Origin of the sequence: Jejubacter calystegiae (genome assembly GCF_005671395.1) — a bacterium.
Taxonomy (GTDB): Bacteria; Pseudomonadota; Gammaproteobacteria; order Enterobacterales; family Enterobacteriaceae; genus Jejubacter; species Jejubacter calystegiae.
Map to the genome: position 1 here is coordinate 77,201 of NZ_CP040428.1, position 20,406 is coordinate 97,606.

The 20,406-nt window shown below is 55.5% G+C and carries 21 protein-coding genes, 2 tRNA genes and 1 pseudogene; 14 read left to right on the forward strand and 10 right to left on the reverse strand.

Annotation, left to right across the window (positions count from 1 at the left end):
• Positions 1-26: 26 nt before the first annotated feature.
• Positions 27-938, reverse strand: coding sequence for an ROK family protein (locus FEM41_RS00320; protein ID WP_138093141.1), 912 nt, complete (start codon positions 936-938; stop codon positions 27-29).
• Positions 935-1,948: an SIS domain-containing protein gene (locus FEM41_RS00325; protein ID WP_138093144.1), complete on the reverse strand. Its 1,014-nt coding sequence runs from the start codon at positions 1,946-1,948 to the stop codon at positions 935-937. Before FEM41_RS00325 ends, FEM41_RS00320 begins: the two co-directional genes overlap by 4 nt.
• Before the next feature lie 223 nt (positions 1,949-2,171).
• Here FEM41_RS00325 and FEM41_RS00330 point away from each other — a divergent pair, with 223 nt between their 5' ends.
• From FEM41_RS00330 to FEM41_RS24445, 3 genes and pseudogenes are all read left to right on the forward strand, one after another.
• Complete coding sequence (locus FEM41_RS00330; protein ID WP_138093147.1) at positions 2,172-2,951, forward strand: DeoR/GlpR family DNA-binding transcription regulator; 780 nt, start codon at positions 2,172-2,174, stop codon at positions 2,949-2,951.
• A gap of 102 nt (positions 2,952-3,053) precedes the next feature.
• Positions 3,054-3,183: pseudogene (locus FEM41_RS25110) on the forward strand (IS481 family transposase); the annotation flags it as partial.
• 86 nt (positions 3,184-3,269) lie between these two features.
• A complete protein-coding gene (locus FEM41_RS24445; RefSeq protein WP_168198744.1) occupies positions 3,270-3,590 on the forward strand; it encodes a hypothetical protein in 321 nt (106 codons plus the stop codon).
• Between the two features lie 247 nt (positions 3,591-3,837).
• On the opposite strand, the gene syd is transcribed toward FEM41_RS24445, so the two are convergent.
• Positions 3,838-4,380, reverse strand: coding sequence for a SecY-interacting protein (gene syd / locus FEM41_RS00335; RefSeq protein WP_138093150.1), 543 nt, complete (start codon positions 4,378-4,380; stop codon positions 3,838-3,840).
• Between the two features lie 67 nt (positions 4,381-4,447).
• Here syd and queF point away from each other — a divergent pair, with 67 nt between their 5' ends.
• The 5 genes from queF (at position 4,448) to xni (ending at position 10,787) form a co-directional block, all read left to right on the forward strand.
• Complete coding sequence (gene queF, locus FEM41_RS00340) at positions 4,448-5,293, forward strand: NADPH-dependent 7-cyano-7-deazaguanine reductase QueF (protein WP_138093153.1); 846 nt, start codon at positions 4,448-4,450, stop codon at positions 5,291-5,293.
• A gap of 84 nt (positions 5,294-5,377) precedes the next feature.
• Complete coding sequence (ppnN, locus tag FEM41_RS00345; RefSeq protein WP_138093156.1) at positions 5,378-6,742, forward strand: nucleotide 5'-monophosphate nucleosidase PpnN; 1,365 nt, start codon at positions 5,378-5,380, stop codon at positions 6,740-6,742.
• A 455-nt stretch (positions 6,743-7,197) separates the two neighbouring features.
• Positions 7,198-8,493 carry an HAAAP family serine/threonine permease gene (locus FEM41_RS00350; RefSeq protein WP_138093159.1) on the forward strand — a complete coding sequence of 432 codons (1,296 nt, stop codon included), beginning with the start codon at positions 7,198-7,200 and terminating at the stop codon, positions 8,491-8,493.
• A 65-nt stretch (positions 8,494-8,558) separates the two neighbouring features.
• A complete protein-coding gene (locus FEM41_RS00355; protein WP_138093162.1) occupies positions 8,559-9,926 on the forward strand; it encodes an L-serine ammonia-lyase in 1,368 nt (455 codons plus the stop codon).
• Between the two features lie 105 nt (positions 9,927-10,031).
• Complete coding sequence (gene xni, locus FEM41_RS00360) at positions 10,032-10,787, forward strand: flap endonuclease Xni (RefSeq protein ID WP_138093165.1); 756 nt, start codon at positions 10,032-10,034, stop codon at positions 10,785-10,787.
• 7 nt (positions 10,788-10,794) lie between these two features.
• Here xni and rlmM read toward each other — a convergent pair whose 3' ends face one another.
• The 4 genes from rlmM to FEM41_RS00380 all read right to left on the reverse strand — a co-directional run bounded on the left by rlmM (position 10,795) and on the right by FEM41_RS00380 (position 13,881).
• Entirely contained in the window at positions 10,795-11,895 is a 1,101-nt protein-coding gene (gene rlmM / locus FEM41_RS00365; protein ID WP_138093168.1) for a 23S rRNA (cytidine(2498)-2'-O)-methyltransferase RlmM, read from the reverse strand.
• Positions 11,888-12,283, reverse strand: a complete 396-nt coding sequence (locus FEM41_RS00370) for a DUF423 domain-containing protein (protein WP_138093171.1) — start codon at positions 12,281-12,283, stop codon at positions 11,888-11,890. Before FEM41_RS00370 ends, rlmM begins: the two co-directional genes overlap by 8 nt.
• 42 nt (positions 12,284-12,325) lie before the next feature.
• Entirely contained in the window at positions 12,326-13,243 is a 918-nt protein-coding gene (locus FEM41_RS00375; RefSeq protein WP_138093174.1) for a transcriptional regulator GcvA, read from the reverse strand.
• Positions 13,244-13,653: 410 nt separating this feature from the next.
• Positions 13,654-13,881 (reverse strand): YgdI/YgdR family lipoprotein, encoded by a 228-nt coding sequence (locus FEM41_RS00380; RefSeq protein WP_138093177.1) that lies wholly within the window; start codon positions 13,879-13,881, stop codon positions 13,654-13,656.
• Positions 13,882-14,051: 170 nt separating this feature from the next.
• Here FEM41_RS00380 and csdA point away from each other — a divergent pair, with 170 nt between their 5' ends.
• The 4 genes from csdA (at position 14,052) to FEM41_RS00400 (ending at position 16,339) form a co-directional block, all read left to right on the forward strand.
• A complete protein-coding gene (gene csdA / locus FEM41_RS00385; RefSeq protein WP_138093180.1) occupies positions 14,052-15,257 on the forward strand; it encodes a cysteine desulfurase CsdA in 1,206 nt (401 codons plus the stop codon).
• Between the two features lie 4 nt (positions 15,258-15,261).
• Entirely contained in the window at positions 15,262-15,711 is a 450-nt protein-coding gene (gene csdE / locus FEM41_RS00390; RefSeq protein WP_138093183.1) for a cysteine desulfurase sulfur acceptor subunit CsdE, read from the forward strand.
• Between the two features lie 92 nt (positions 15,712-15,803).
• Positions 15,804-16,055: a type II toxin-antitoxin system Phd/YefM family antitoxin gene (locus FEM41_RS00395; protein WP_138093186.1), complete on the forward strand. Its 252-nt coding sequence runs from the start codon at positions 15,804-15,806 to the stop codon at positions 16,053-16,055.
• Positions 16,052-16,339, forward strand: a complete 288-nt coding sequence (locus FEM41_RS00400; protein ID WP_138093189.1) for a type II toxin-antitoxin system RelE family toxin — start codon at positions 16,052-16,054, stop codon at positions 16,337-16,339. Before FEM41_RS00395 ends, FEM41_RS00400 begins: the two co-directional genes overlap by 4 nt.
• A gap of 126 nt (positions 16,340-16,465) precedes the next feature.
• Here FEM41_RS00400 and tcdA read toward each other — a convergent pair whose 3' ends face one another.
• A complete protein-coding gene (gene tcdA, locus FEM41_RS00405) occupies positions 16,466-17,275 on the reverse strand; it encodes a tRNA cyclic N6-threonylcarbamoyladenosine(37) synthase TcdA (protein ID WP_138093192.1) in 810 nt (269 codons plus the stop codon).
• Positions 17,276-17,370: 95 nt separating this feature from the next.
• Positions 17,371-18,471, reverse strand: a complete 1,101-nt coding sequence (gene mltA, locus FEM41_RS00410; RefSeq protein WP_138093195.1) for a murein transglycosylase A — start codon at positions 18,469-18,471, stop codon at positions 17,371-17,373.
• A gap of 213 nt (positions 18,472-18,684) precedes the next feature.
• On the opposite strand from mltA, the gene FEM41_RS00415 reads away from it, so the two are divergent.
• Together FEM41_RS00415 and FEM41_RS00420 are read left to right on the forward strand one after the other, a co-directional pair.
• A tRNA-Met gene (locus tag FEM41_RS00415) sits at positions 18,685-18,761 on the forward strand.
• 44 nt (positions 18,762-18,805) lie between these two features.
• A tRNA-Met gene (locus tag FEM41_RS00420) sits at positions 18,806-18,882 on the forward strand.
• 122 nt (positions 18,883-19,004) lie between these two features.
• Here FEM41_RS00420 and amiC read toward each other — a convergent pair.
• On the reverse strand, positions 19,005-20,249 hold the full coding sequence (gene amiC / locus FEM41_RS00425; protein WP_138093198.1) for an N-acetylmuramoyl-L-alanine amidase AmiC: 1,245 nt from the start codon (positions 20,247-20,249) through the stop codon (positions 19,005-19,007).
• Positions 20,250-20,406 lie beyond the last annotated feature (157 nt).

The window sequence follows — 20,406 nt, forward strand, 5'->3', positions numbered from 1 at the left end:
TACTCCGTCATTTATTATAATGGCGACTAACCTAATTCGGGGATCATCGTCGCACCAAGAGCTCCGGCCATATCCCCTAACTCTGAAGGTACGATACAGTTATTCCTGGCATAGGCGTCAGCACGATAGAGGGCTTCTTCCAGACCGGCTCTGAACAACGGGTAATAATGTGCGGCGCTTCCACTCAGAATGGTCAAGTCAGGTCCATACAGAGTGAGTAACGTCGCCAATCCTCTCCCCAGGTAATTACCGTACTGATGAAAGACATGGGCTACGTCATCTCTCTGAAGTGCCACCGATTTGTAGAAGTTAACGTCATATTTTTCAAAAGCGACGTCGGGGAGAAGTGACTCAAGATTCTGCTGCAGCCATGACCTTGACGCCAGCGTTTCCCAGCATCCCCGTAATCCGCAGTAACAGGTGGCCGGATTTCCGGAGATCGGAATATGCCCTGCTTCAGGATGCTGCCCGTCACCAGTCCGGAATGGTTTACCGTTTTCCAGAAGTGCGGCACCGATCCCCGTACCCAATGTGACCATCAGCAGTCGCTTACTTTCTTTACCTGCACCGAAGTAGTATTCACCGAGTACGGCCGCTACGGCGTCGTTATCGATCCCCACTCTGATGCCCAGTCGCGATTTCAGCTCATCAACCAGCGGGAAAAAGGAGAAGCACTCAAGCGTATCCCGGTTATTAATAATGCCGAGCGTAGTATCAACTGGTCCGCTTGCACCAATACCCAGGCTTTCCAGCATACGACCAGCGGGAACCAGAGAGAGTAGGTGGGACGCTAACGCGTCCACGCGGTCTTTTTTTTCAATAATGGCGAATTCCGCGGTGGCGATCGTGCGTGTCGCCAGTATTCCCGTTTCATCCCGCAGAATAAGACGGGTACCCGTTCCACCAATATCGATACCTGCTTTTATATTCCCGGTCATACTGCCACCGTGATTTTTTGACCGTAAAGGAACTGACCGGCAACAAAACCGTTTCGGCTGGCCAGTACCACTGTCAGGTGCTCAATGTAGATGAAGCCGCAGATGAGCTGCAGAAGTTCGCTGCCCTGAGGGACGGGAAGCAAAGCAGATCCGGCAAATGGTGCTTCGCCGATGGTGACGACAGTGGTGCCATTCGCCTGCATTTCGGCAGCCAGTTTTTCAAGCGTCGCATCGCCTGGTTTACCCAGCAGGACGGCCAGCATGCCAGCACCAGAAGTCTCAAGCGGGCCATGACGGAATTCACCACCGATAAAGCCTTCAGCACTGATCTTAGAGGCCTCTTTGGTGATGAGTGCGCCGGTAAGCGCGCTGGAAGCATATGATCCCGTAGCGATATAAGCGACCCGCTGTTGAGGTGCACGAAAAAGCGCATCAGCGAAAGGCTGTACGATGTCGCGTTCAGGCACCAGATTTTTAATAGTATCCAAACCGCTGACTACAGAAGCGCACACAGCTTTTTCACTCTGCCCCAGCAGCACCGCAAGGGTCCGGTAACAGGCAATGAGCGTGTTTAAATAACTCTTTGAGCTCACCGTGGCTTCATCACCACTTTTCAGTGTGATAAGAATATCCGCCTGCTTACCCAGCTCGCTATTTTCATCATTCGTTAACCCGATCAGTGTCTTTGGACGGTTTCCCTGCCTCAGAAGTGCGACAATTTCACCACTCATACCTGACTGAGAGGTTGCCCACATCAGGGTATTCCCCGTAACCAGATTAGGCATATCCAGCAAGCGGCCAGCATCTATACGCCATACAGGCAGGCCCGCCGCAATAAGCGCTCGCTCAACAGGAATAAGCGCGTAGTCAGAGGAGCCCATTCCGGTCAGCACAATCCGATCATAATCGGTCAATTTCAGATGGTGCAGGCTATCAGGCAGGGGATTGTTAATCTGAGCCAGAACAGCTTCAGGCTGCATAGCAATATCAAGTTCATAAGGATTGGACATAAGGGCCTCCAGGGTGAGAAAGATAGTAATCCGGTAATGCATTGAACAATGTTGCCACACTACATGCACGATATCGTGCATTCAAGTGCACGATATCATTCATGTGATAAGAGTTGTATTTTCTGGCCTTCGAGCTAAACCCCAACCAAAATATGTTATTGAGCTTCCAGGGCCAGCTTAAGGTGATAAAATCGTTTGCATGTAAGCGTGTAAGGAGAGCGAAATGGTCGTTAACGAACGACGTGAAAAGATACTGACCAGGCTGGCTTCAACTGGTTATCTTAGTGCCAGCCAGCTTTCTGAAGAATTTAACGTAGACAGTTCAACAATTCGGCGTGACCTTATCTATCTTGAAAAGTACGGCCATATCATAAGGACGCACGGCGGCGTATTGCCGGCGCTGTCTACTGAGGAGCAGGATACGCCCTACAGCATCCGTAAGAGCCGACACCATGCTGAGAAGGTTGCGATAGCAGATTATGCCGCGTCCCTTGTGAAAGATGGAGACTCGGTGATCCTTGATAATGGTTCTACGACTTATGAACTTGCTGTTCTTCTGGCGCTGAAAAAACATCTGACGGTGATCACCAACGATCTCAATATTTCCATGCTTCTCTGCCAGTATCCGGCCATTAATTTGAACGTAACAGGCGGTGCAGTGACGGGAAATTCATTTACGCTGGTCGGTCCGGATGCCACGCGCAAATTTAGCGAAGTTTATGCTGACTGGGCGTTTATGGGAGCGGAAGGTGTTCATCCTGAGGCAGGTATAACAAATGTCAATGCCATTGAAATCCCTACTAAACTTGCCATCTTAGGGGCAGCTAAAACCCGGGTTATTCTTGCTGACTCATCGAAGATAGGATACCGGGCAGTCTCACACGTTTGCCCTCTGAGCAGCATTGACATGATTATTACCGACAGAAAAAAAACAGATAAATTAATGGCAGATTTCGGTGACAAGTTACGATTTACCGACGGCTCGACAAACATCAGATCGTAAAATGTATTGTCGCAATTTGCTCTGATACATGGGCTTGAAAGGTTGGAGTTACCGATTTTGATATGGGCGTCGGATCCTTATACAAAACACGAGCCAGCTCCCATACTTCGTACTACCAATCCCATCATCAAACACAAAACTGGTCTGCTCAATCCGGCAGAGGAACTCAAAAACATGCTAAATCATGGGCATCTCGTATGACACATTTGACCGTTATCGCGAGCTGACCGATTTACAGCTCCATCGGATGTGCCCCTGGTTCTTTACATCTCCCCCCGGCAGGCTGGGGGGCATTTTTCTATACAAAAAAGGAGAGCATTGCTAAAAGCAATGCTCTCCGGTTCGTTTTGCAGCGATCCAGCTACCTTCAGTGCTCCCTGCTCTTCCTTGACAACTTTTCCCGTGGCCTTCCTGACCTGCGCTCCTTCGCGCCAGCATCTTGCTCATCATCCTGATATCAGCGACATCACCCTGACATACGCTTTGATCTTCATGATCCGCCTTCTATCCCGTCCGGCTCTCATTCTCCATCCTGGAGGTGTCCTTTATGCGCTCCTGCGCTATCCTTGCTTCATCCTGAAGCCTTTCCCTGTACCGACCTTCCTGGCCGTGTTCCTGTTCCAAAGGTCATCATCCTGATAAGCGCTTTGGTCTCTACCTCCGTGTCGATGGATATAGCTTCCTCTAAAACCCGCTTCTGAACAAGGGGCTTACAGCCAGGAATGGGACGAAATCTTCATTCGAAAGTCGTAAGCGCATCTTTAATTCATTGATAAGCAATATATTCACATAAACTACGCGGGATTATCTCCGATACTTCTGACTACGATCTCTTACATTGCTTGTAAGAGATCTCTCACAACAAGACGGGCAATAATCGCCTGGCTCAGCATTGGGGTTGGAGCTGCTGCAGAAATGCGCCAAGCGAAGGAGCCAGTACCTGATGCTGCGCGGTACCGAGCTTTTCAAGCACCACTTCGCCTGTCAGGTTGGTCAGTGAGATGACTTCCAGTTCGCTTTCCAGCGTGGCCAGAAACAGCGTCGGGGCCAGCTTCAGACGCTTCTGAGTGACCAGGTGGCCAATCAGGTTTTCCTGCACTCGCAGAAAGTCGTCTTCGCTCCAGGGCTGGAGCAGCATAAGTGTATGGGTCCCGAAGCGCGCCATCATATCACCGGCAAACTGCGTTGTGTAGAACGCCTGAGCGTCATCGCAAATTCGGATCTCCAGCGCTCGCTCTACGCCATCCAGATTTTGCGCCAGAGTAAAGGGGGCGGGCTGCCAGCGTACGCTCTCTTCTTCGGTCGCCACGATGCAGGGCGAAGGAATGCCGTACAGTTCATAGCTTTGCGGGTCACCGCCCTTCTGGTTACGCCATGCTTCACAATAGCGACGGGTAAAATCGGCCAGCGCCTGTTGTACTTCACTCACTTTTTCTCTCTCCCCCAGGTAGGCTACACTACGCGCTCTAGTGTACCTGCTTTATCTAAGGTGAAACATGTCTGATTATGACAACCATCAGGCGCTAAGCGGACTGACGCTGGGGAAGACGACCGAATACCGGGATACCCTGGACGCCGCGCTGCTTCAGGCAGTGCCGCGCAGCCTGAACCGCGACCCTCTTGGTCTGCGGGCGGAGTCGCTGCCGTTCCACGGCGCCGATATCTGGACGCTCTACGAGCTTTCCTGGCTAAACGAGCGAGGTCTGCCTCAGGTGGCGGTGGGCCACGTCTCGATTAATGCCGACAGCCCGAACCTGATCGAATCCAAAAGTTTTAAGCTCTACCTTAATAGCTTCAACCAGACCCGCTTTGCGGACTGGCAGCAGGTGCGCGATACCCTGGCCCGCGATCTCAGCGCCTGCGCGCAGGGCGAAGTCGAAGTCAGTCTCTATAAGCTGCACCAGCTGGAAGGCGAAGCTATTGCCCGCTTTGACGGCGAATGTATCGACGATCTGCCCATCACTATCAACGACTACGATTTTAATGCCGACTGGCTGGATCAGGCGGCCAGCGGCGACATTGTTGAAGAGACCCTGGTCAGCCATCTGCTGAAATCCAACTGTCTGATCACCCATCAGCCGGACTGGGGCTCGGTGCAAATCCGCTACCGCGGACCGCGTATCGATCGTGAAAAGCTGCTGCGCTATCTGGTGTCATTCCGCCGTCACAACGAATTTCATGAACAGTGCGTGGAGCGCATCTTTAGCGATATTCAGCGTTACTGCCAGCCGGAACAGCTGAGCGTTTACGCCCGCTATACCCGACGCGGCGGTCTGGACATTAATCCCTGGCGCAGTAACGTGCCTTTCCAGCCCGCTACCGGACGCCTGGTGCGCCAGTAGTGCGGCTGCGGGTTGTTAACTACCGCAACGGCGGGCTATTGTAAGCAGCAGGGAGCGGCGATTTTCGCCCCATAAGGAGTTCACTTGATTACACATATCAGTCCCCTCGGTTCCATGGACATGCTGTCGCAGCTGGAAGTCGATATGCTCAAGCGTACCGCCAGTAGCGATCTCTATCAGTTGTTCCGTAACTGTTCGCTGGCGGTGCTTAACTCCGGCAGCCAGACCGATAGCAGCAAAGAGCTGCTGTCGCGCTATGAGAATTTCGATATCAACGTGCTGCGCCGCGAACGCGGCGTCAAACTGGAACTCATTAACCCGCCGGAAGAGGCCTTCGTCGACGGTCGCATCATCCGCTCGCTGCAGGCTAACCTGTTCGCCGTGCTGCGCGATATTCTGTTCGTCAGTGGCCAGATCGATCTGGCGGGACGCTTCCAGCGCCTGAATCTGGAAGACCCCGCCCATATCACCAACCTGGTGTTCTCCATTCTGCGCAACGCCCGGGCGCTACACGTGGGAGAAGCCCCCAATATGGTGGTCTGCTGGGGCGGTCACTCCATTAATGAGGACGAATACCTCTATGCGCGCAAGGTCGGTAACGAGCTGGGGCTGCGCGAGCTGAATATCTGTACCGGCTGCGGTCCGGGCGCGATGGAGGCGCCGATGAAAGGTGCCGCGGTAGGCCACGCCCAGCAGCGCTATAAAGAGGGACGCTTTATCGGCATGACCGAACCTTCTATCATCGCCGCCGAGCCGCCGAATCCGCTGGTCAACGAGCTGATCATCATGCCGGACATTGAAAAACGTCTGGAAGCCTTTGTTCGCATCGCCCATGGCATCATTATCTTCCCGGGCGGGGTAGGCACCGCCGAAGAGCTGCTCTACCTGCTGGGCATTCTGATGAATCCCCACAACCACGACCAGATCCTGCCGCTGATCCTCACTGGCCCCAAAGAGAGCGCCGACTACTTCCGGGTGCTGGACGAATTTATCGTTAACACCCTGGGTGAAAAAGCGCGCCGCCACTATGAGGTCATCATCGACGATCCGGCCCGGGTCGCGCGCCAGATGAAGAAAGCGATGCCGCAGGTAAAAGAGAACCGCCGCGAAACCGGCGACTCTTACGGCTTTAACTGGTCGATGCGTATTGCGCCGGATCTGCAGGTGCCGTTCGAACCGACCCACGAAAATATGGCCAACCTGAACCTTTATCCGGATAGCCCGACCGAGCAGTTGGCCGCGGACTTGCGCCGCGCATTCTCCGGCATTGTGGCGGGTAACGTTAAAGAGGTGGGAATTCGCGCCATCGAGCAGTTCGGCCCTTACCGCATTCACGGCGATCCACGCATGATGCAGCATATGGATACCCTGCTACAGGGCTTTATCGCCCAGCACCGCATGAAGCTGCCGGGCAGCACCTATATTCCCTGCTACGAAATCTGCCGTTAATTATCCACAAGGGCGTCACCGGCGCCCTTTTCCTTCCCTCTCCTCCGCCACGTTAACGTTTTCGTTAAATCGCATATCGACAATTATCATGCGTTTAGCGCATTATTCATGTAAAAATCCTGTTTATCACACTTTTCTCAGTAAAACCCAAGCTCCCACCTGACTTAATATTTTCTGCATCTTTTATTGATGGTAGCCTCATTAGCCATATGTGTTACAAATTTGTTCTTACACAGTACAAACAACCAACAAATGGCAGACTAAAAGTGTATTTATGGCATTTGAGATCGCGATCACTGATACATATTGTAGGTAGATGTATCTTTCCGCCCGACAATCACAGCAGGCAAAAATCACAACAATTCCGCCTGAAATAGGATTTCATTTTACGGTATTACATTTTTTCAATGTGATTAACCAACACCTGGCCATTTTTGTTCCCCTGGAGACCTTCTATGGAAACCACCCAAACCAGCACTATCGCTTCCGTTGATACGGCAAGCAGCAGTACCTGGAGCAAGACCGACACCATGTGGATGCTGGGCCTGTATGGCACGGCTATCGGCGCAGGCGTTTTGTTCCTGCCGATCAACGCCGGGGTCGGTGGCATGATACCGCTGATTATCATGGCCATTCTGGCTTTCCCCATGACCTTCTTCGCCCACCGGGGCATGACGCGCTTTGTGCTGTCAGGTAAGAATCCGGGCGAAGATATCACTGAAGTGGTGGAAGAGCATTTTGGCGTGGGCGCCGGTAAGCTGATTACCCTGCTCTACTTCTTCGCCATTTACCCGATTCTGCTGGTTTACAGCGTGGCGATTACCAACACCGTGGACAGCTTTATCACCCACCAGTTGGGAATGACCTCGCCGCCGCGCGCTATTCTGTCCCTGATTCTGATCGTCGGGATGATGACCATCGTCCGCTTCGGTCGTCAGATGATCGTTAAGGCGATGAGTATTCTGGTCTTCCCGTTTGTGGCGGTCCTGATGCTGCTGGCCTTCTACCTGATTCCGCAGTGGAGCGGAGCCGCGCTGGAAACGCTGTCATTCAGCAACAGCGCCAACACTGGCAGCGGCCTGCTGATGACCCTGTGGCTGGCGATTCCTGTGATGGTGTTCTCCTTTAACCATTCGCCGATCATCTCTTCCTTTGCCGTTGCCAAGCGTGAAGAGTACGGCGACAACGCCGAGAAGAAGTGCTCCCGTATCCTGGCTTATGCACACATCATGATGGTGCTGACGGTCATGTTCTTCGTGTTCAGCTGTGTACTGAGCCTGACGCCGGCGGATCTCGCCGCAGCAAAAGCGCAGAACATCTCGATTCTCTCTTACCTGGCGAACCACTTTAACGCGCCGGTTATCGCCTGGATGGCGCCGATCATCGCTATCGTGGCGATTACCAAATCCTTCCTGGGCCACTATCTGGGCGCCAGCGAAGGCTTCAACGGGATGGTGATTAAGTCCCTGCGCGGTCGCGGTAAGAGCATTGAAGAAGGTCGTCTGAACCGTATCACCGCACTGTTCATGCTGGTCACCACCTGGATTGTGGCGACCATGAACCCGAGCATTCTGGGGATGATTGAAACCCTGGGCGGCCCGATTATCGCGATGATTCTGTTCCTGATGCCGATGTACGCTATCCATAAAGTACCGGCGATGCGCAAGTACAGCGGCCACATCAGCAACGTGTTCGTTGTCATCATGGGCCTGATCGCTATCTCGGCTATCTTCTACTCGCTGTTCAGTTAATCTTCCGGGGCGCCGCCATACGGCGCCCTCTCCCCCTGATATGCTCATTGCTACCGGTGACCATCATGATTAGTGTTTTTGATATCTTTAAAATCGGTATCGGCCCCTCAAGTTCACATACCGTTGGGCCGATGAAGGCGGGTAAACAGTTTACTGACGACCTGATTGCGCAGGGGATCCTGCACGATGTCACCCGCGTGGTGGTGGACGTTTACGGCTCGCTCTCCCTGACTGGCAAAGGCCACCACACCGATATCGCCATTATTATGGGCCTGGCGGGCAACCTTCCTGACACGGTGGATATCGACGCCATTCCCGGTTTTATTCAGGACGTGAATACCTTTGGTCGTCTGATGCTGGCAAAGGGCCAGCATGAAGTGGAATTCCCGGTCGATCGCTGCATGAATTTCCATGCTGATAATCTGTCGCTGCACGAAAACGGCATGCGCATTACCGCGCAGGCCGGCGACCAGGTGCTGTACAGCCAGACTTACTACTCCATCGGCGGCGGCTTTATCGTTGATGAGGCGCATTTCGGCCAGGTCGATGAGGCGCCGGTAGCGGTGCCTTATCCCTATTCCAGCGCCGAAGACCTGCAGCGCCACTGTCAGGAAACCGGTCTCTCCCTCTCCGGGCTGATGCTGAGAAATGAGCTGGCGTTGCACAGCCAGCAGGAGCTGGACCAGCACTTTGCGCAGGTGTGGGAGGTAATGCGCAGCGGCATTGAGCGCGGTATTCATACCGAAGGGGTGCTGCCGGGCAAAATGCGGGTACCGCGTCGCGCCGCCGCACTGCGCCGGATGCTGGTCAGTCAGGACAAAATCAGCACTGACCCCATGGCCGTCGTGGACTGGATCAATATGTTCGCTCTGGCGGTCAACGAAGAGAACGCCGCGGGCGGTCGCGTGGTCACCGCGCCAACCAATGGCGCCTGCGGGATCGTGCCTGCGGTACTGGCCTACTACGATAAGTTTATCCGCGAGGTAAACCCCGGTTCCCTGTCGCGCTACCTGCTGACTGCCAGCGCTATTGGCTCGCTGTATAAGATGAACGCGTCGATCTCCGGCGCCGAAGTGGGCTGCCAGGGCGAAGTCGGCGTGGCCTGCTCCATGGCCGCTGCGGGCCTGGCGGAACTGCTGGGCGGCAGTCCGGCTCAGGTGTGTATCGCCGCGGAAATCGGTATGGAGCACAACCTGGGGCTGACCTGCGACCCGGTAGCGGGCCAGGTGCAGGTGCCCTGCATCGAGCGTAACGCCATTGCTTCAGTCAAAGCGGTCAACTCAGCGCGGATGGCGCTGCGCCGTACCAGCGCGCCGCGGGTCTGTCTGGACAAGGTTATCGAAACCATGTACGAGACCGGCAAAGATATGAATGCCAAATACCGCGAAACCTCGCGCGGCGGTCTGGCGATGAAAGTGCTGGCCTGCGATTAGTCGCCTTACGACTGGCAGCGCTTCGGCGCTGTCAGCCGCTCCTCTCTTCCCCACCGCCCCCCGATTTATGTTAGGGTAAGCCCTTCTTCAGACAGGGGAAAAACGATGGCGGCTCACCTTCTTATCGTCGACGCACTTAATCTGATTCGTCGTATTCATGCGGTACAGGGCTCTCCCTGTGAGGAGCGCTGCGTACACGCGCTGCAACAGCTGATTGTCCACTGCCAGCCCACCCACGCGGTAGCGGTTTTCGATGACGAAGCACGGCGCGAAGGATGGCGCCATCAGATTCTGCCGGACTATAAGGCTGGCCGCTCCCCCATGCCTGAAGATCTGCATCAGGAGATGCCCCGGCTGCGCGCAGCCTTCCTGGCCCAGGGCGTCGCCAGCCAGGAGCTGGAAGGCCAGGAAGCCGACGATCTGGCGGCCACCCTGGCAGTAAAGGTCGCGCGTGCCGGACAGCAGGTGACCATCGTCTCGACAGACAAAGGCTACTGCCAGCTGCTGTCGCCCGCCATTCGGGTACGGGATTACTTCCAGAAGCGCTGGTTGGATGCCCCATTTGTGGATGGCGAATTCGGCGTGCAGCCAGCCCAACTCCCGGATTTCTGGGGGCTGGCGGGCATCAGCAGCAGTAAGATTCCAGGCGTGGCGGGCATTGGTCCCAAAAGCGCGGCTCAGCTTATCGGCCAGTACCAAACCCTGGAGGGTGTCTACGAAAACCTGGAGGCCGTCGACAACAAATGGCGTAAACGCCTGATCGAAGGTCGCGACCAGGCGTTTATCAGCCGGAAGGTGGCTCAGCTACAAACCGATCTTAAGCTCAACGGCAATCTGCAGCAGCTGCGTCTGACGCGCTGAAGCTGACTCAGCGCTCGTCGCGCCGCCCCCCGACCGCTGCCCACAGCCGCTGGACGTGTACGGTCACTTCTTCCCTGTCGTGATAGAGCTGGCGCGCCTGAATTCGGGCGTTGATCCCGGCCTCGTTAAGCTGGCTCTGTAGATGCTCCAGGTTGCGGGAAACTTCCTCGTAGCGCTTTTTCATCGGCAGCTTCAGGTTGAAGATGGTTTCACGACACCAGCCGTTCACCAGCCACTGGCCCATCAGCGCCGCCACTTTGGCGGGCTTTTCCACCATATCGCACACCATCCAGGAGATATTGGTGCGGGTGGGGCGATACCTGAAGCCATCTTCCCGTAGCCAGGTTACCTGGCCGGTATCCATCAGGCTCTGGGCCATGGGACCGTTATCCACGCTGTAGACCCACATATTGCGTTTCACCAGCTGCCAGGTCCAGCCGCCCGGGCAGGCCCCGAGATCCACAGCATACATGCCGTTAGCCAGCCGTTCGTCCCATTCGTCGTGAGGAATAAAGACGTGGAACGCCTCTTCAAGTTTAAGAGTGGAGCGGCTGGGAGCGTCTGCCGGGAAGCGCAGACGTGGAATTCCCATATAGAAAGGGGAGTTGTTAAAACTGTATGAGTAGCCGATATAGCAATAACCCGGCGCAATAAAAAAGACGTGCACCACCGGGCGCTGCGCGGAGTCCTGACGCCCCAGCACGCCCGCGTTACGCAGTGCGGAACGCAGCGGCACCGTGAATTTGCGGCAGAACTTCATCAACTCTTTGCTTTCGTTGGTATCCGCAACTTCAACCCTGAGGTCACCGCCGCGCTCCACCACGCCGCTCAGGGCGGCAGTAATCGGCGTAATGCGATCCTCCGGGGATAAATCTTCCAGCAGCTCGCCTGCCACAAACATCTGACGGGCGAAGATAAGCCCACTGAACGGCAGCTCGCGCCCCAGCTTGTCGGCATCGCCCTGCTGGTAGCACTCGAAGCTCACATAACCGCTGTTATCCTTAACCCTGGCGAAGCCGTATACTTCCAGGCGACCGGCCTTGTCGGTTATCTCCGCCGCGCACTCTTTCTCAAATCCCTGACGGCAGTAAAGAATCACCTTATTCATGGGTCACGCCCTTACGCTTCAGGCGAATGGCGCCAATCAGCATCAGCACCCAGCCAATCAGGAAGCTTACGCCGCCTACCGGGGTAACAAAGGCCCACAGACGCAGGTGCGAAAGCGCCAGACAGTACAGGCTGCCGCTGAACAGCACCGTTCCCAGCGCCAGGAAGACGCTGCTCCAGTAGAACCAGATGCTGATGCGGCGCTGCATTGCTACCGACAGTCCCAGAATCGCCAGAGTATGGAAGGCCTGATACTGAAGTCCGGTCTGGATCCAGCTCATTTCGGCCACGCCTAAGGATTTACTTAACACATGGGCGCCAAACGCGCCCAGTGCCACATACACAAAGCCGCTCACCGCGGCGAAAATCAGCATAAAACGGCTGGTCATAATCAAACCCTAAATAAGCGCTACCTGAGTGCGCGTCGTTTTCTATTGTTCGTAACGAAAGCGGAACTTTTCCTGTTCACTGGCCGCCTTTGCCAGAATCCACTGCCGAAAGGCGGCTATTTTACCCAGTTCCGCCTGACTGTCATGGCATACCAGATAAAAAGCGTTCTTACTGACCAGAACATCGTTGAAGGGGCAAACCAGACGCCCCGCCTCAATCTCCGACTGGGCCATCACATTATTGGCCAGCGCAACCCCCTGGCCGTGGATCGCCGCCTGGAGCACCATGGCGCTGTGGCTGAAAATCGGCCCCTGCTGCACATTGATATGCGACAGCCCCATCTGACGCATCCAGGTCTGCCAGTCGCGACGCGATGCATCGTGCAACAGCGTATAGCGGGACAGGTCCTCCGGCGTTTTTAGCGGGTTGTCGCCGGTCAGCAACAGCGGCGAACAGACCGGCAGCAGGTATTCTGCATACAGCTTTTCCACCCTAAGCCCCGGCCAGTTGCCACGGCCATAAAAGATAGCCACGTCCACATCATCGGTCAGTTTTTCCTCTTCGCGATCCACCGCCTGGATACGCACATCAATGCCCGGCCATTCGGCGTTAAAGCTGGAAAGCCGCGGCACCAGCCAGTGAATGGCGAAGCTGGGCAGCATGCTGACCGTCAGCGCCCCTTTGGCGCTACGGGCCTGAAGTTTACGCGTGGCTTCCGTCAGTTGGGAGAAAATCTCTTTGATGTCCTGATAGTAGCTCTGTCCCTCCTCCGTCAGCAACAGCGAACGGTTACGGCGCCGGAACAGTTTCAGGCCAAGGAAATCTTCCAGCGACTTGATCTGGTGGCTAACCGCCGCCTGAGTCACAAAGAGTTCTTCGGCCGCTTTAGTAAAACTAAGGTGGCGGGCAGCGGCGTCGAAAACACGCAGCGCGTTAAGAGGTGGCAATCGCTTGGACATGGCTTTGTATACCAATTGTTAATGCGAATACACAAATAGGCTACAACTTTCACCTATTAGTTTTTTTTATCTGAGACATTATAAATTGTCCGTTGAGCATCTACCAGCAAATACCTATAGTGGCGCCACTTCCTGAGCCGGAACGAAAAGCTTACGGACTTGTTTCGGGGGCTTTTGGCTTACGGTTGTGATGTTGTGTTGTTGTGTTTGCAATTGGTCTGCGATTCAGACCACGGTAGCAGGGCTACCTGATTTCACTTTCTGTACATTTACCCTGTCTGTCCATAGTGATTTAATGTAGCACCGCCAGATGCGGTGCTTTTTTTTGTCCGCCATTCCCCGGGACAGCGCAAAGACAAAAAAGGCAGGCGTCTGACCGCCTGCCCATAAGGTAACGGCTGTGACGCTACCTAGTCCAGCGCCACCATTTCACGAATATCGGTACGGTTGATCTGCTGCTTGTTGCCATCGGCATCGACGTAGCTAATCATACCGGTTTCACTGTCGGTGACCGGTTTACCTTCAGAGATAATGGTACGGCCATCACTGGTGTGCATCATGTAGTTTGGGCCTGAGCAGGCGGTTAAAGTTACCGCCATGGCGCAGGCCGAAAAGAATAGTGCGACTTTCTTGTTCATCGTTTTCTCCTTAAATTCTGTAGCCCACGATGGGCAACGGCCAGAAACAGTTATCCGTCATTACTAAGCTTAATCCAATACCGAATAAATGGAGCAGAAAGCAGAGTAATCCAATAGTTGTTCCCGACGCCGAAATGCGTCACGATCCACGTATCAGTATGAGGATCGCCATGAATGCATTTAATCCTGCCCGCTTTCGCGCGCAGTTCCCGGCGCTGAACGACGCGGGGGTCTACCTGGACAGCGCCGCCACCGCCCTGAAACCCCAGCCGGTTATCGATGCCAGCCAGCAGATTTACAGCCTGAGCGCCGGTAACGTACACCGCAGCCAGTATCAAGCGGCGCAACAGCTTACCAGCCGCTATGAAGCGGCGCGCAGCGCAGTAGCAAGGCTGATTCACGCCGCCAGTGACCGGGAAATTGTCTGGACCCGGGGCGCCACCGAGTCCATTAATCTGGTGGCGCAGTGCTACGCCCGCCCTCGCCTGCAACCCGGCGATGAGATTCTGGTCAGTGAAGCGGAACACCACGCCAATATGGTCCCCTGGCTGATGGTGGCCCAACAGACCGGCGCCCGTGTGGTTAAACTTCCCGTTACCGCTGTCGGCCTGCCGGATATCGACCAGCTATCGGCGCTGTTAACGCCACGTACCCGCATCCTGGCGCTGGGGCAGATGTCTAATGTTACCGGCGGCCGTCCGGACCTGGCGCGCGCCATCGGTTATGCGCACGCGGCTGGCGCAGTAGTCGTGGTGGACGGCGCCCAGGGCATTGTTCACTGTCCGCCGGACGTACACGAGCTCAACATCGACTTCTACGCCTTTTCTGGTCATAAGCTCTACGGACCGACCGGCATCGGCGTACTGTACGGGCGTGAGGAGTTACTGGAAGCCATGCCCCCCTGGCTCGGCGGCGGCAAAATGGTGGAGAAAGTGAGCTTCGACGGTTTCACGCCCCAACCGATCCCGCACCGCTTCGAGGCGGGTACCCCAAATATCGCGGGCGTCACGGGGCTCAGCGCCGCCCTGGCGTGGCTGAGTGAAACGGATATGGCGGAAGCCGAGCGCTACTGTCAGGGGCTGGCGACCCTGGCCGAGGAAGCGCTGGCCCGACGCCCTGGCTTTCGCAGCTTCCGACTCCAGGACTCCAGCCTGCTGGCCTTCGACTTCGCGGGCATTCACCATGCCGATATGGTCACGCTGCTGGCGCAGTCGGGCATCGCGTTGCGGGCCGGTCAGCACTGCGCCCAACCGCTGCTGGCGGCGCTGGGCGTCAACGGCACCCTGCGGGCCTCCTTTGCCCCCTATAACACCCGGGAAGATGTCGATAAGCTTATCGACGCCGTCGACCGGGCTCTGGAAATACTGGGAGACTGAAACGATGACAAGCCCGGAATTAGTCGTCCACCCTTTTGGCACCGTGATCACCGCAGACAGTCTGCGCCAGACCTTCGGGCCGCTGCGCCAGTGGGAAGAGAAGTACCGCCAGTTGATCCTGCTGGGCAAACAGCTTCCCGCCCTGCCGGAAACGCTGAAGAGCCCGGAGATTGAGATCGCCGGTTGCGAAAACCGCGTATGGCTTGGCCACCGCCGGCTGGCGGATGGCCGGTTGCACTTTTATGGCGATAGCGAAGGGCGGATCGTTCGCGGCCTGCTGGCGGTGATGCTCACTGCCATTGAGGGGAAAACGGCCGCAGCGCTGCGTCAGGAGGATCCCCTGGCGCTATTCGATGAGCTGGGGCTCAGCGCCCAGTTGAGCGCCTCGCGCAGTCAGGGGCTGGCGGCGCTGGCGCTGGCCGTGCAGCAGGCCGCCCGGGAAGATCGCTCCTGAAGCCTTATCAGCACACATTTCAATGAGACTTGTTAACTGGTCACGTACAGCGTAGATTTAAGACTGGTTAAACAGTCTCGAAAAGGTGGCCTATGCCTAATATCATTCTGAGCGACACAAGCGCCAGCGTCAGCGAACTCAAAAAAAATCCAATGGCAACAGTGAGTGCCGGAGAGGGTTTACCGGTCGCAATCCTGAACCGTAACCAGCCTGCATTTTACTGTGTACCGGCAGAGCTGTATGAGAAGATGCTCGATGCGCTTGATGACCAGGAACTGGTAAAACTGGTAGAAAAACGTAGCAACCAGCAACTACTCGATGTGGATCTGGATAGCTACTTATGACTTACAGGGTCAAATTCAGAGAAGACGCACTGAAAGAATGGCAAAAACTGGATAAAACCCTTCAACAGCAGTTTGCTAAAAAATTGAAGAAGTGCTGTGAAAATCCACATATACCATCTGCAAAACTGCATGGGATTAAAGATTGCTACAAAATAAAACTTCACGCTTCTGGTTTTCGTCTGGTTTATCAGGTGATGGACAATAAATTAATTATTGTTGTTGTCGCAGTAGGTAAACGTGAACGTAGTGGTGTTTACAACCTTGCGAGCGAACGCATGGGGTAATCAATACCTGTAGCTCCTGCGTGAATTCACGGGGCAAGAGCTGCCCTCCATGGCGCTCCTGCCCTGGAGAGGCCAGAGGCTTCCTATCCAAAGCCTTGCGCTGACCGTCGATATATAAAATCAGAATCAGCCGCGCTGGCGCGCCGCCTTCGCCATCATCTTCTTAAGCGCATGGGACACCGCCACAAAGCCAAAGCTGGCGGTGACCATGGTCGCCGCACCGAAGCCGGAAGCGCAATCCATTCGCTTCGGCCCCTCAGCAGAGCTTTTCGCGGCGCACACCGAGCCGTCGGGCTGGGGATAGACCAGCGCTTCAGTGGAAAAAACGCAATCCACCCCCAGCTTGCCTTTACTGTTCTTCACCACGCCGAAATCATGCTTCAGACGTTCCCGCAGCTTAGCCGCCAGCGGATCCTGAATGGTCTTTGCCAGGTCGGCCACCTGAATCTGCGTGGGATCGATCTGCCCGCCCGCACCGCCGGTAGTGACCAGCGGCACCTTATTACGTCGACACCAGGCAATTAATGCCGCCTTCGGCCTGATGCTGTCGATTGCGTCAATCACATAGCTGAATCCCTGATCCAGCAGCTGTACCACATTATCTGGCGTCACGAAATCATCCACCACCGTGACCCGGCATTCGGGATTAATGGCGCGAATGCGCTCCGCCATCACCTCGCCTTTCGCCTGCCCCACGGTGTCGAGCAGCGCGTGAATCTGGCGATTGGTGTTGGTCACGCAGACATCATCCATATCGATAAGCGTAATGGCGCCAATGCCGGTACGCGCCAGCGCTTCCGCCGCCCAGCTTCCAACGCCGCCAATCCCCACCACGCAGACGTGCGCGTTAGCGAAAAGCGTCAGGGCATCGCGCCCGTACAGACGCGCCGTGCCGCCAAAGCGCTGTTGCCAGGCGTCGGTAACTACTGTTGTCATGATATTGAAACCTCAGAAATAGAAGAGGGTGAGAAGCGGGATTTGCCCCTCACCCTGCCCCCTCCCCAAAGGGGAGAGGGAACTCACTGAATAAACTAGCCGTTAAACAGGGTGTGCCCGGCACCCGGCGCCGATTTCAGTACCCAGACGCGACCATAGTGATTATACCATCCCGCACGGTGTCCGGCGTCCGGGCCAATGCCCTGATAGATATCGAAGTGCTGGCCTTTAATGGCACCGCCCACATCCAGCGCCACCATCACGCGCATCTCATACTGGCCGGTAAACTTGCCGTTATCGTCAAGCAGCGGCACTTCCATCAGCAGGGTGGTGCCGGTAGGCACAATGCTGCGATCCGAAGCCACAGAGGCGCGGCCAATGAGCGGCACCGCGGCAGCGCCTTTCACTGGGGCAAAGGTTTCGGGCTTAAAGAAGACGAACGAAGGATTCTGCTCCAGCAGCTCGCGCACTTCCGCCTCACTGTGGGTTTCGGCCCAGTGGCGGATGGCCTGCATCGACATATCTTCACGCTTCACTTCACCGCGATCGATCAGCACCTTGCCGATACTGCGATAGGCATGGCCGTTTTTACCGGCATAGCCAAAGAAGGTCAGCGGACTGCCATCGCCAAAGTCGATATAGCCGCTACCCTGGACATCCATAATAAAGTTATCGATCAGCGAATTGCTCCACGCCAGAACATAGCTGTCGCTCAGCGCGCCGCTGTAGATCGCCGCACGGGAAGGCAGGCGGCCATTTTTCGGCGGCATCCGGTAGATAGGATATTTGAACTCACCCTGACGGGTGCGGCGAGCCTCAACGACCGGCGTGTAGTACCCGGTAAACTGCACGTTGCCGTAGCTGTCCGCCCCCTGCATCTGCCAGGCGTCGATACCGTACTGGCTCAGGGTGCGGGTATCGCCACCGGCACGCAGCCACTGCTCAACGGCGCCGTAAACATCGCTCTGGCTGCCAAACAGGCGCGGCGATGCATTGCGGATCTCCCCTATCTGACGGGCAAAATCGCCAGCGTTAATCGGTACGCCGATGGCATCCGGCTGATTCACCAGCGAGAACGGCTGGGTAAATTTACCATCGCTATATTGCTGACCGCGATCGGTCGGTTTAGAGGAACAGGCGGCCAGCAACACCAGCATAGCCCCCGTCAAAATCTTATTGGCCCAACGTCCTTTCATTCATCTTCTCTTCTATATCAGTTATGCCGCATGCCCGCAGAGCAAGATACCAAAGGCTCCGGGCTATTGAAACGCGCCAGGGGCCTCAAAATGTAAAATGATTAAAAAACGCGCTTATCGGGGGTTATTTCAACGGTCACCGGCTAATTCCACGATTTATTTAAAAAAGGGTTGCATCAAAATCTCAGGGGAGTATATTGCGCACCCATCGGACGCGGGGTGGAGCAGCCTGGTAGCTCGTCGGGCTCATAACCCGAAGGTCGTCGGTTCAAATCCGGCCCCCGCAACCAATTCAAGTCGCCAGTGGCGCAACAGTGTAAGTAGTAAAGACGGACGCGGGGTGGAGCAGCCTGGTAGCTCGTCGGGCTCATAACCCGAAGGTCGTCGGTTCAAATCCGGCCCCCGCAACCAATCATTAAGGCACCCTTTCGGGTGTTTTTTTGTTTCTGCCGCTAGAAAACCGTAAATTCCCTTATTCCAGCATCAGAAACAAAAAAACCGGCACCCGGCCGGTTTCTTCATCTGATTTTCTCTCAGCCACGCCGCGCCATACGCGCATCATCGGCAAAGTAGGCTTTAATCCCCGCCAGGATCGACTCCGCCACCTTCTGTTGGAATGCAGCAGTTCGCAGCTTACGCTCTTCCTGAACGTTACTAATAAAAGCCGTTTCCACCAGAATAGACGGAATATCCGGCGCTTTCAGTACCGCAAAGCCCGCCTGCTCAACCCGCCCTTTATGCAAACGGTTAACGTTGCCCAGTCGGGTTAATACTTCCTTACCAAATTTCAGGCTATCGGTGATGGTCAGCGACTGCACCATATCGAACATAGTGTGATCCAGATAGCGGTCACCGCTCTTACTCACCCCGCCCACCAGATCGGCGGCGTTCTGAGTCTGAGCCAGATATTTAGCGGCAGTGCTGGTGGCGCCTTTGGTCGAAAGCGCATAGACCGATGAACCGTGGGCTGAGCGATCGTTAAAAGCATCGGCGTGGATGGAAACGAACAAATCGGCTCGCTGTTTTCGGGCCTTAGCCACACGAACCCGTAGCGGAATAAAGACATCCTCGTTACGGGTCATATAGGCTTTCATATTCGGCTCTTTGGCAATCAGCTTATTCAACCGACGCCCAATCTGGAGCACCACATCCTTTTCATGAGTACGATGCTTACCGGTCGCTCCGGGATCCTCCCCGCCGTGGCCAGGATCGATCATAATCACTATCGGGCGATCGTGCCCCGCCCTGCCAGGTGAAGGCCCCTGATCCGGCGCCGCTTTGTCCAGGTCGCCCTTGTTGTAGTCTTCGAGCAGCGCCAGAAGCGGATCCTGTTCGGTATCGCCCTTCGCCGGATAGAGGTCCATCACGAGACGCTCTTTAAACTCCGCCACCGGCGCCAGCGCAAACATATGCGGCGCCACGTCCTGCTTAAGCTCAAACACCAGCCGCACGGTTTGCGGGTCGAACTGCCCTACCCGCGCCGACTTAATATAGGGATCGTCCGGGCGAACCAGGTTACCCAGTTTTTTCAGTACCGAGTTAAGGTGAACGCCTTCGATATCCACCACCACGCGCTCAGGATTACTTAGCGCGAACTGGCGGTATTTTAACTCGCGGTTGGACTCAATGGTGACGCGGGTATAAGTAGACGCTGGCCATACGCGAACCGCGATGACCTGACTGGTCGCTGCAAAACCCAGCGGACTCACGCTGAGCAACCACATCGCCCCTGCCCCCTGAAGTAACCGGCGACGACTGATTGGACTCTCTCCCGACATGATTCTCCCAGGCCAAAACAATGAACAGAAATCTGGTGCGATAGTACAAAAATCCGAACCCGAAACTCTAGCGAAACCGTCACCGGGTGTCATCTATAAAAGGGTAAACATACGGTAACAATCAAGAAAATCCGTACCGCCGTTGGGCAAAAAGCGC